General features: G+C 26.5%; 8 protein-coding genes and 1 other annotated feature. All 8 genes read right to left on the bottom strand.

Annotated elements, in window-relative coordinates; translation table 4 throughout:
- Positions 1-29 precede the first annotated feature (29 nt).
- Positions 30-530: a 50S ribosomal protein L10 gene (rplJ, locus tag SPLAT_RS01335; RefSeq protein ID WP_168105274.1), complete on the bottom strand. Its 501-nt coding sequence runs from the start codon at positions 528-530 to the stop codon at positions 30-32.
- Between the two features lie 41 nt (positions 531-571).
- Positions 572-697 (bottom strand) — a sequence feature (ribosomal protein L10 leader region).
- A 312-nt stretch (positions 698-1009) separates the two neighbouring features.
- A complete protein-coding gene (locus tag SPLAT_RS01330; protein ID WP_168105273.1) occupies positions 1010-2311 on the bottom strand; it encodes an Mbov_0401 family ICE element transposase-like protein in 1302 nt (433 codons plus the stop codon).
- Between the two features lie 91 nt (positions 2312-2402).
- Positions 2403-4088: an AAA family ATPase gene (locus SPLAT_RS01325; protein ID WP_168105272.1), complete on the bottom strand. Its 1686-nt coding sequence runs from the start codon at positions 4086-4088 to the stop codon at positions 2403-2405.
- Between the two features lie 33 nt (positions 4089-4121).
- Entirely contained in the window at positions 4122-5963 is a 1842-nt protein-coding gene (locus SPLAT_RS01320) for a VirD4-like conjugal transfer protein, CD1115 family (RefSeq protein WP_168105271.1), read from the bottom strand.
- A gap of 97 nt (positions 5964-6060) precedes the next feature.
- Positions 6061-8748, bottom strand: coding sequence for an Mbov_0397 family ICE element conjugal transfer ATPase (locus SPLAT_RS01315; RefSeq protein ID WP_168105270.1), 2688 nt, complete (start codon positions 8746-8748; stop codon positions 6061-6063).
- Between the two features lie 70 nt (positions 8749-8818).
- On the bottom strand, positions 8819-9316 hold the full coding sequence (locus SPLAT_RS01310; protein ID WP_168105269.1) for a hypothetical protein: 498 nt from the start codon (positions 9314-9316) through the stop codon (positions 8819-8821).
- 4 nt (positions 9317-9320) lie between these two features.
- Positions 9321-9689, bottom strand: coding sequence for a hypothetical protein (locus SPLAT_RS01305; RefSeq protein ID WP_168105268.1), 369 nt, complete (start codon positions 9687-9689; stop codon positions 9321-9323).
- A gap of 158 nt (positions 9690-9847) precedes the next feature.
- Entirely contained in the window at positions 9848-12703 is a 2856-nt protein-coding gene (locus tag SPLAT_RS01300; protein WP_168105267.1) for an Mbov_0399 family ICE element protein, read from the bottom strand.
- Positions 12704-13045 lie beyond the last annotated feature (342 nt).

The following is a 13045-nucleotide window of genomic DNA, read 5'->3' as shown; positions in this document are numbered from 1 at the left end:
CCTTTTTATTGTATTCTATAATTATTTTTTTAGTTGTTTGATGCTTCTTTTTGTTCAGCCACTGCTTTAATAGTTGCAGCTAATTTTTGTACAGGGGCTTGTAAGCAACTCAACATCATTGATAATAAGGTTTCTTTTGGTGGTAGTGATGCAATAACAACCAATTTTTGGCTATTAATTACTTGATTTTCAAAAATACCTGCTTTTAGTTTTAAAATTTTATTTTTCTTAGCAAAATTTGCTAACACCTTTGCAGTACTCAAATCATTTTCAAAACCAAAAACAAACGCATTTGGACCAATTAATTCTTTTGATAAATCAGTAAACTCAGTGTTTGCTAAAGCACGATCAAACAAGTTATTCTTGTAAATTTTAATCTCTGCTCCTGCATCACGTAATTCTTTTCTTAACTCACTTAAAGAACTAACATCTAATCCTTGAAACTGAACAACTATCGTTGTTTTAGCTTTTGTAATTTGACCATGAATTTGATCAATTATCTTTTGTTTTTCAACCATTGCTGGGCGCATCAATACACCTCCTTCTTTCTAGATTTTCAAACTAGAATTAATAAGCAATGTAAAAACTCGAGTGAACCCGAGTAATAATTACCACATAAAGAAAACATGGAATTTACCTGGGCAACATGATTAAGACTTGCGTCCGTTGCTGTCTTAGGCTTATTTTCTAGCTTTATTATTATAATACAGTATTAAATAAAATACAATGTTTATTACTATTTTTTAAAAAAATTAAACAGTTAACTTTATTCATAAATAAAATGATTATTTCTTTTTATTTTTTAATTTTGTTTTAAAGAAAATTACTGCTTATTATTTACTTGCATCCACATGGATTGAATAAAGTATTTTACGGATTGAGATTTCTAGCAACTGAACTTTAGTTGCTAAATCATCTCTTTCAATTCTTATAAATTATATCATGATGCCAAAAAATATACCACATGAATTTGGATATTTTTAAAGAAAATTTTTAATTTTTAATCGTGCTAGCATCTAATGTTTTCTCTAGTTGCTCAGTAGCTTTTTCAATAAAAAGATTTAATTGCTTCTTTCTCTAATTGATATTGTTCTTTTAAAAAACCAACAATATTTAATTGATTAATTTCAGCTGTTTTTAAGAACAGCATATTCTTAAAAGTTTGATAATTGAAAGCTTTTGATCCATAACCTAGTAGTCACTTAACAATATGAGAAATATCTCCTTCTGCACTAACACCAATATTTCATGCTAATTTTTGATTGCTAATACCAAAAGAATTATTACTAAAATAATTGATTATTTTTTCTAACTTTTGTTCTTTTGCTGGTTTAACTTTAACTTCTTTTAATTGATTAATTAATTCTTTCGATGCTCCTTGCTCAAATAACTTTTTACTTGCTCTATAAGACTGATAAGTTGATTGATTTTTGCTATTAGAAAAAATTTGCTTTAGATAACGCACGGCATGAAACTTATCTAAAACATATTCAGAATTCAATCAATAATTAGCAGCTTCTCTAATTCAAGGTGCTCCATCTCCTCCAATAATTACTTTAGTTTCATCTAAATTATCATAAAATTTTCTGGCAACTCTTTCTAAAGTAAGCATAAATTCAAATGTGTTAATTCTCTTTGAGATAGGTAGTAATTGATAGTACACACGTTTATTAGCTAGCACTTTTCTTTTAGCAGTAGAATAAGTTTGATCGTAGCCAGTATGAAACGTAACTAAACGAATACGGTACTTTTTCATTTTATTGTTCTTTCTTAATTTAAGAAATGTTTCATCCATATTGATATAAAGATATTGATGAATCTTAACTTTAGTAATATTTTTATTAATATGATCAAATGACTTTTGAAAATCAGATAATTTAATAATATTGCTAACAGTTGTTCTAGTAAGCTTAGCTGAAGCAAACATATCACAAATATCTCTTTGTCTTTTGCCTGTAGCAACCTGCTCTAAAATCTTAAACTTTAAATGACTAGTAACTCTACTATATTTTTCTATTTGTAACTTCTTATCTGCTAAGAAAACATAATGATATCTTGTCTTGTCTCAATACTTATAAATTCTTCTTTTAAATGTAACTGGTCCATAAATAGTTAGCAGTGTTCGTGATTTAAAGCCATCTGGAATGTAACCCTTATTCTTCCTTCATGCTGCAAAAAATATTTCTCGATCAATACTTTCAAAATAATTTTTTAAATCATTCCTAATTCTAATTAAATTATTTTCTTGATAATCTTCAAAAAACAAATATTGATTATTAAAGTCATTATTTCCCAATTTATCTATACCCATACTATCTTTTCCCCTGCTTCCTTTGGGGAAATTATAACGCTAATAGAAGAAAGAATAAAACAAGTTAATCTAACAAAATTGTAAATAAATATTATACAGAATCTAATATATCTTTAGAAAAAAGACCATCAATAAAACTCTTAGTTAAAAATATATCTTTTTTATCTTTATAATGTTCATTAATAATTAATTCATGTAATTTATTAATTCCATAAATATGTATTGAAAAAAAATTATTACTACTAATATCAAAAATATTATTAGATTCACTTTCAGAAAGTTTAAAAATTTTGTAATCAAATTTATTATTAATAATTTTTTTTAATTCTTGTTCTAATAAATCATTCTTTTTAGAATCATTTAAATCTTTATAATAAATTCTTTTTGTTTTAGCATCTAATTTTGGAAATAATTCGTCTTTTAATTTATCCATATAAAATAAAGTAATCAAAGGAAATATTCCAGAATTTCTAATATCATTAACTTCTTTTGCTTTTGTTATTTTTGTACAACCATTTTTATCAATTTCTGAAATATAAATATTCTCATTTAAATTAGGAATTAAAAAAGGTGAGTGCGAAGTTATTAAAATGAAAATATTATTTTTATTTGTAAAATTCAATTTTAGATATTTTGCTAATTCATATTGTAATAAAATATGTAAGTTTTTATCTGGTTCATCAACAATTAAAAGAGCCTTACCATATGTTGTTTCATCCACCTTTTTTGTAGCTTCCAACATAATAACTAATCAAAAAAAAGCTTTAAAGCCTGAACTTTGATTATAAGTTTCTGATGAACCATAATATCTTTCTTCATTTCCATTAATAAGAATTTGAAACATATTATCATCAATAAGAACTTCTGGGAGCACATCAATACTAAAATTTTTAAAAATTTCTTTAAAACATTTTTGAAATTTCATACTCAATGTGTCTTTTAAAATTCTAATTTCAGCTCTTTTCACTTCAGAAGTGGATAAGTCAATTATTTGTTTAAGATTTTCAATACTTTCTTTACCAATTATATTTAATAAAACTTTAAAAGTAGGATTCATAGTTTCCTGATTCTTAACACTTTGAATTGGATATTCAAATAATATACGGTTATCATTTTCTAAATTTTGAGAAAATAAAATATTTGGATGGTATTTAAACATTTCTTCAATTGCAATTCAACTATCAAGAGCAGTACATAACATATCTTTAATATCTCTATTTAATCCTCGTTTTGTTGAATTTTCAATTTCTTCTTTAGCAATTTCAAGAGGCATATTAATCTCAAAATAATTATAACGGTCAATCTCTTTTTCAACAAAAATATAACTAGGTCAATAATCTTCAAATTTTAAAACTATAGCTTCTTTAATTTTTGCTAAATCTGTTAAACCTTTATAATTAATATTTAAATCTTTATAATATAAATCTTTATATTTAATGAAATATCTATAAAACTTAGAATCATTAAATTTTTTAATATTTATTTTATGCAAATGCTCTAATACAACTTTTTTTTCATCTTCATCTAATTCAGCTTGATAAATAATCTCGGGTGAATCTAAATATAAATCATTAATGTTAAAATTTGGGTGAAATTTTGTCTTTTTAGATTTTATATTCTTAACATCTCCAGCAGAAAATCATCTAATAGCATCTAAAAAATTCGATTTACCGCTACCATTTGTTCCTATTAATATATTAATTTTATCTGATACTAATTCTAGTTCTTGACTTTCAATTATTGATCTAAATCTTTTAATCTTATATTTTATATTCATAAAAACCTCCCAATAATAAAATATTTATTTATATTAAATAAATATTAAACTATTTTTTTCATTTTTTATATTATAGTAATAATCTTTTTCAAAATTAATTAATTTTAATCTCTTTTTATATATTTCTAATTGATCGTGATTACTACTAATTTGGTATCAAGGAATTAAAGTAGCTTTAAAAGCATTTTCCTTAGCATAAAAAATGATTGCTTGATTAGATGACAGTCTCATTAAATCACTAGCTAAAATTAAAGGACGACCTGCTAGATTTTCAGATTGCCTTTTAACTTCACCTTTCCCACTAATTCCAATTTGTATGACTGTTGAATATCCAATCATTTTACTATATTTTTCTGCTGTTTCTAAAGCCATTGTTTGTAAGAATATATGTAAACTACAGTTAGTAAAAATAATATTTGCTACTTCAGAACCATATTTTTCTTTTAATTGTTGTAAATCTTGAATGATTAATTGAAAAAAGATATTTCTACCACGGGCAATAGTAATGATAGATTCCATATTAGGAATTGTTGGTAGATTACCAAATTCATCACATAAAAAATAAACTGGTCTTTCTAATTTACCAGTTTGTTTTTTATTAGCTTGCGTAACTAAAAACTTATAAAGTTGCATAATTAATAAAGTAACAAAAATATAGTAGTTTTTATTTTCATCAGGAATAATTACAAATAAAGCTGTTGGCTTCTTAATAAAATTATTAAAATTTAAATCATTCTGACATGTAAGATTTCTAATAAACTCATTTTTAAAGATTGATAAATTAGTAGACATTGTCATTATAATACTTGTCAGAGTTTTTGATCCATTTTGTAAGACTTGATTAGCAGTTATCTTAGCAATGCTTGTATCTGGAAAAGATTTAAATCATGAAACCATATCTTTATCTAATGATGCAATCACTGTAACTGATGCTAAATTAAATTGATTAACTGGCAAATATTTATTTAATAATTTGCTAATTGTTTTATTTTCTTGAGATTCATTTTTATTAATTAATGCTTCAGTTTTTTCTAAAATTCCTAATATGATAGCTTCAGTAATTAAAGCTCCACTTTCATTTCAAAAAGAATCTATTTGATTCTTACTAGCAAATAAAGTTTTAGTTAAATCTTGAATATCAGATTGAATTTGAACTTTTAAATGAAGTTTTGTTTGTTTCCTATGACTTAGCAACATTGTTTTAAATTGATCATAGATTGCTTGCAAGGGATTTCAGGTAATACTTTCTCTGATATTACGCAAGTTAAGAACTTTAACGCTATAACCTTGTTTTTGTAGCCTTCTAGCTTGACATTTATAGAGTTCACCCTTAACATCTGTAATCACCATACTTGGTTTAATTTCACTCTTAGCATTACAGTTAATTGTTGGTAAAACTAATCCTTGTGTCTTGCCACTACCTGTTCCTCCAATTACTAAACTATGAGTATTAGTTCTAATGTTATGAAATAAAGTATTTTTTTCTTTTTTACTATTAACTACAAATCCATGTTGTTTATGATTTCTGTTTCCATAAACTAAAGGATATAATTGATTAATTTCTTTTTTATTTAATCATCTAGCGTTACCATAATCATTCTTTTTAGTTGCTTTTAAAGTAGCTTCTTTTTTCGTAGCAAAACAAACTTTATAACCATAATAAAAGTAAATAATAAAACTTAATAAAAATGATAGTAAACTATAGTATCAATTGCTAAAACTTTTACTTCAATAATTAAATAAATTAAAATCAATATTACTATATTCAATTAAATCAATAATCATTCCAATAACTGTTATTAAAAAAATAAAAATAATTGGTAAGATAAGTAATCCAATTACTAAATGCCATTTATATTCAACAATTTTTTTCATAAATTTTCTCCTTTACTAATTAACAAATATTTATAAAAAAATACAAATAAAAAAGTAACTAATAGTTTGTTCTACTAATTAGTTACTTTTTTATTTGCTAGAATCCTTCTTGCTCTTTTCTACTAGCTTCAATATTGATGCAGTGACGTTCGTACCCTGAAACAACAAACAAAGCTTGTCCTTTAGAAGCTCTTGCGATGTAGTCTCTTTCTGTTTTTGTTAGCCCCCCATAACTACGATACAAATCTGCAACATCTTTTAAATCTTGTGGAGCAAGATTTAAAATTAAAGAATACTGTGTGTTGTTGATCATCGCTGTAGTTTTCTTTTTGATATCTTCAGTACCAGTAAAGTCATTTAAGTTTTGCGTTGTAATGATAATTGAACCTTGATACTTACGAATTCGCTTCACCATTTGATACATAAAATTCAAAGCAGCTGGATTATCACGATCAATTGCTAAATGAGCTTCATCAACAATGATTACTATTTCATTCTTGTCTCTAAAGCGATTATGCTTAACTTCTGCTTTAATCACAGCAAGCACTAAATGTAACTGTGCAGCCGTGACTTTAGGTTCATCTTGTTCAAACATTGTTAGCACATCATAAACAACAAATTGATTATTAAATGTTAACGTAGTGTGACCATTTCATAACTTTTCATATTTACCATCATTTAAAAAGTCTGTGGCAATAATATCAATAAACTCTTTTAACAAAACACTAGAATCTTTTTCATACTCTCTTACTAAAAGCTGATAGAAATCAGACATTGTAGGAAACTGAATCCTACTTAACTTATTGACATCAATTTCATTAGTAATATTAAATTGTTGATAGAGTTTCTTTAAATATTTAACTAATAAATTAAATTCACGATCATTAAAGTCAGGATACAATGTTTTAAATCATTGCGTTAGCAAACGCAAGTGATTAGAAACAGGAGCTGAATTTTGTTCATCCATTAGCATTTCAATGCTATTATCTTGTGCTTTTTTAAATTCTGATAAATCTTTAAAATTATTATCTAAAACTTGTAAGGGATTGATTCTTCCTAAAGAAGCATCACCAGTATCAACCCATTGACCATGATAGTAGTTAGCTAAATTTTTATACTCTCTTTCAGGATCAATCACAATCACATTACGACCAACATTTAAATGAAAAGCAATCATTTTTTTAGTTGTAAAGGACTTACCTGAGCCACTTGTTCCGATAATAATTTGATTGTGATTCTTACGTTTACTATCTAGTTTAAAAGGGTCAAACAAGATGCTATCAGCAATGTTACTTTGACCAAGATACATTCCCTTATCATCATTCAAACCACCTGTCATAAAGGGAAAAGCAGCAGCAATTGTTGCACAAGGCATCTCTCGACCCAACATCATAATTAATGGATCATAATTCTTCGGTAGAAAAGCATTAAAAGCATCTAATTGACGATAAGTAAGCGGATTAATTTTCATATCTAATTCTTGTAAGGCTTTCTTTAATCTTGCTTGAGCTTGCTTAAGAATTTTAAAATCAGTACCATAACTTAAGAATAAAATATCAACATTTTTGATGATTTCACTAGAACCATTAATGTCTTCGATTAATTGTTGATAGGCTTCAATCTCATAATTGTTCTCACTACGATTGATGTGAGACTTAGTCATAAATTGTTTAGTAAAGGCATTATTAAGTGCTTTGTTTAAAGACACTTTCATTCTTTGCTGATCAACTGGATTAATATTTCAAATCATGGTTTGCTCATTGCATGCTAAAGCAGCACCTCACAAATCACTAATTATTAAAGGATAGTCGTAAACACCACTAATTGCATAATAAATCTTGTTAGCAGTGAAATATGTTTTATGTAACTGAAAACTTTCAAATCGTAACAACTCACTAAGATTATTTTTATATTTTTCAAACTGACTTTTAGTAATTGGAGTATCATAAGGATTTCAAACTAAATGTAAGATTTGAACAATTTCATAGTTACTTAACCACTCACAAACAAAATTACCATTAATTAATTTATGTTCTAAAACATTCATATTTTCTAATAATTCAGTTTCATTCTTACCATAAACAAAAACATAAAAACATTTCTTAGTTTTGATTCCTTCACTAGTAGCAATTAAATCCTTTTCTAAAGTAGCAATCAAAACTTTAAGTTGAACCTTTCTTGCTAAAAAAGCATCTTCTTTTATTTCTTGCTTACCATAAGCTTGCTTAAGTTTTGTTAATTGACTTTTATAGTATTTAATTGTTTGCTTAAACTCTAATGGTTTTTCTAACTTTAAAATTGTCATTGGAAAGTTAGAAAATTTTAATGTATCTTGTAAGTCTCTTAGTCTTAGTTCTTGTTCTTCAGGATTCAACAAAGTAATATCAAATCCTCTAACACTTAAACATCCTACTAAATTCTTCTTACCATTAATCTTGTTTGTTTGAATAAATGCATCCCCCACAACCTTGTTATAAGGAACTAATAAACTAGTATCGTTACGACTATCTTGCTGATACTTTTTTGCCATTGAACAATGTCTAAATAATAAAATCATCACATTTCAACCCTTCATCCCATGTTGAATTGGAATAATTAAAGGCACAGCACAAATTGCTACTAAAAAGACAGCTAAGATTTTTTGTCAGTTACCTAAGGGTAGTCCAAAAACAAACATACCACTCAAAGCAAACCACACCATAATGATGAGAACATCAATTAAGTTAACATTTCTTCAAATTGTTAGCTTACTTTTATTAATTGATTTTGGGATTAAATTCTTCATAAGTTCTCCTTAAAGATAAAAAAGCCCATTTAGGGCTTTTTTAATAACATATTTAATCATAATATTAAATTTATACACTCATATAACCATTCATATTATTTTTATAAAAATGCAATTTTTTAATTTTATTTTTATTAGACTTTTCAATAACTTTATTAATATCAACAATTTTTTTATTAATTATTTCTTGATTTATTAAAAATTTATATTCATAAACATTATCATAAATCAATACTAATGTTTTTTCTTGTAACTCTTTATCAATCATCAATAAAAATGCAAAATTTAATTCCTTACATAATCATTCATAGTCTTTATGTTCTTCAAATAATTTATTAAATTTATCTTGTTCTTCTTTATCAATATTACCAATAGTATTTTTCATTTTTGAAATTTCTAATGGTTTATATTTATTAAGTAATAAAACTGATTTATCTAAATAATCTTCTATTAATTTTGGTGGTTTTTTTCTTTCTTCTTTCAGTTTTAAAATATATTTTTGAGCAACGTCCATAATAATCATGTTAATAAATGCATTTAAGATTTTAAAATCAATTTTTTTATTCATAATATTATGTCCCACTTTCTGATTTTATTATATCATTATCCAATTTGTCATTATTATTGATACTTGTATCTTGAATATTCTCCTTAGATTCACTTAACCTATTAGTTAATAAATCCACAGTTTTTTCAAATGCTCCATCATTCATAATATTAAATAATTCATCTGCTGTAACGTTATTTATTTTCATATAATTTAAGGCAGCTATTTTTGCTTCAGTTTCTCTATCTTTCTCTTTTTGTTCTTTATCATGTTTTAATTTACTTTTATGGATATAAAAACTTCCTAAAGAGCCTAAACCGCCTCCTATTAATGCTGCAATAATAGTAGCAAGAGGAGAAGCAATTAAAAGCGCATCTTGATCAATTAAAAACAAATTAATAAACCCAACCCTTCATAAGTATTACTTATTCAATTTTACATATACTTAAATAAAAAACCAAGTCCCCTATTAATAAAATTCTTGATTAGAACTTGTTTTTTTATTTAATTACTTATTGTTATTGATAATTTATTATATTTCCTTTATTAAATTTATTTTTTTAATTGGTTCTTCTTTTTCTTGCCACCAATCCCTTTTTTCAAACGATATTTAAAAAAGATAATTGTTCCTATTGTTGTAACAATCAGTACAACAACAACTGACATAATAATTAAATTTGTTTGCTTAGCAATTCAAGTATTATTTGGTGGTAGTGGATTTGGATCAGGGTCAGGAGCTGGTGGTTTTGTTGGAGCAATTTGACCCTCTGGATCGTTAGTTAACTCCAAAGTTGTACCATTTATTACTTTTAATGAACTATCTAATGCGTAGATAGTAATTGATAAACTAACAAGTTCTTTACTGCTAATAAATTGTGCTAAAGTTTCATCATCAATTGACTGCACACCATAATCAGTTTGATAAACTAACTCAGCTTTTGCACTAATAAGTTTCTTTTCAATTGAAGCTAAAATTCAATTATCTCTTAGTTGTTCAATTGTTAGTTCACTAAAATTTTGAGTGTAAAATCATGGTTTAATTTTTGATAAATCAAAAACCCGATCAGGATCATAATGAATATTATTCTTAACTTTAATGGTATTAGAACCAATTGCTCTGGTTGAAGTAGTTAAGGCACTAATATCTAACTCAATTGTTGCATCACCTTCACTATCATAATCTAACAATTCTTTAATCCTATCATCACCAAATGACTTGAATTGATAATCTTCTTGATAGATTAAACTAGTTTTAGCTAATTGACTTTGCACCTGTTTGATAATTTCTTCTTTAATTAAATCAACTGAAGTCAAATTCATCTTAATTGTTCAAAAAGAAATTTCACTTAAATCTAGATAGTTTGCTGGATTAGGATCAACTGGAATTCTTTGCGCTATGATGTCACTAGTGTACTCTTTTCAATAACTAACAACTTGCTCATAATTTAAAATGCTAATATTTCCTGAATCTAAGTTTTTATATTTTGCTAAATAATTTTTTAAATGAAACCCATGAATTGTTGTTCAAAAATCAACTGCGATAGTTGAATCATTTAGCACATCTAAAAATCGTGGATACTTATTTTGATAGTTAGGACCAATTAAAACATATTTTTCATATGCTAAACCATCTAAAGTCTTAGTGATGTAATGTCACATTCCTTGTCAACTTCAATAGGTATTATTCTTATTAGGAATAATTTCTGTTAGTTTTTGCTTGTCATTTGGTTCAGTAAATTCTTTTAAAGCATCATCTACTCCTTCTCGAGAGACAGACTTAACTTGACTAGGCTTAAATGATTGTTGTACTCCCATCCCAGCAACTGATCCTTCAGCAATAAACCCTAAATCATAGTCTTCAGCGTTGGCATTGGGATTAATTAATTCTCCCTGTTTGTTTAAAGGATCTAAAGGAAATGGATATTGCGATTTCTTTTTCACTCAAATAATTTGTGTTTTAGTTCCTGTTTTTGGGTTGACTTCTTTATCATAGTCTGGATTAGTTTTGCCATTAGATAAGGTTGGTGTAATTAATTTTTTTTGATCAGGATTAGTTTCTGGATCTCAAGCATATCATTTTGCTTCTAAAGTCGGCACAAGACTACTAATTGTATATTTAATTTGATACTGCTCTTTGTAACTACCATCATCATGATAAATAATAATATCGTAAACATTAACTGCTTGATCACCATTTTCAACACGATTATCAACCATGTCATAAATAAATTTGTTATTTAAAACTTCTACTAGTTGACCATTGACTGTCATCCATTCAGTTGAATCTTCTAACCCATCAAACTCAATATGTGCTGTTGTATGATATTGCATATTACCACCATAAGTTTCACTAACTTTATCTGGTTCTATCTGCAAACCAACATCAGGAACCATCCCTTTTGTTGAATCTTCTGGATTAACAATTTGTCCTGGCTCAATATGCAATCGCTCACTTAATGATTTACCTCAATAATCATGTGATAGAGTAATGTTAATAGGTGTATTAAAACTTCATACTTGTTGTTGCTTAGTAACTGGATCAAGAAATTTAAAAACTATTGTTGCTTGCCTAGTTGCATTGCTAAATGAAAATGGTTGAATATATTGTTTTCAAGCACCATATTCATCGCCTAAAACTTTTGCAATAACACCATTAATTAAAGTAGTTTCATCATTACCTTTTCCTGTTGGATCTTTGATATTATTAGGATCTTCTAATGAACCTGAATAATTTGATTCTAATTTAATTTGATTTGATAGTGCTGAATTTAAACTATCTTTGATTGCACTTAATTTTCATGATGAACTTATTGTTCCACCACGATAATTAAGATAGCTTTCTGTTCAAATTGAACCAGTACCATATTGATAGGCTTCTGTTCATAAATAAAATCTTAATTTTATCGTTGAACCAGAAACTATCGCATCATAATAAACTCCTGATTGATTGTAACTTCCTCAAGTAAAAGATTTATTAGTGTAAGTTAAACAGTATTTTGACCCACTTGCTCTTAATACACTATTAGCATGCCAACTGCTTTGCTGTGCAATACTAGAAACTGCAATGCTAACACTAGAAAAACTTTTCTTACCCGCTTGCTTGCCATCAGCATAGCCGTTTGCATTTAAACTAATTGTTTTATAGTACTTTTTAAATTGTTCTCAAGTACTTGCATAGTTTGTTCAAATGATTTCTGTTGTGCCATAGTAGTTTTCTTTTGTTGAACCTTTAGCTAAATTACCTTCTTGACGCACTGTTGCACTCGCACTGTTAGAAATTTTAATATCTGGGTGAAATGGTGAATCTGCTAAATTACTAATTGATAATTTATCAAAAGTTTCTGTTGTTGTAACTACAAACCCAGAAAATAAAATACTTGATAGCATCCATGTTCAAATCTTTTTCATTCTAACCTCCTTCTAGTGATATAAATAGAAAAATAATGAAACTGCCAAAACAAAAAAGAAACTAAAAATGATAATGGCGTAAATTAAAAATTTACGCCATTTTTTGTTTCTTATTGTCTCAACAGCATTAATTTTCTTAAGTTTATTAATTTTAAGTAATCTTAATAAACAAAATAAAATCCCAGCTAGTGAACTACTAACCAGGATACTTAATGCTGTCAACATAACAACTCCTTCTATTTAGATTTTGAATTACTTTTTACGTTTGTTGCCGTTGTTGTTTTGTTTGTTTAAAGAATCATTAAACTTATTCATTCCTTCAACATGTGTTCTAACGAACTT

Source organism: Spiroplasma platyhelix PALS-1 (genome assembly GCF_021496725.1).
Lineage (GTDB): Bacteria > Bacillota_I > Bacilli_A > Mycoplasmatales > VBWQ01 > Spiroplasma_D > Spiroplasma_D platyhelix.
Note: the sequence above shows the minus strand (reverse complement) of the source record. Positions and strands in the feature narration are given on the sequence as shown.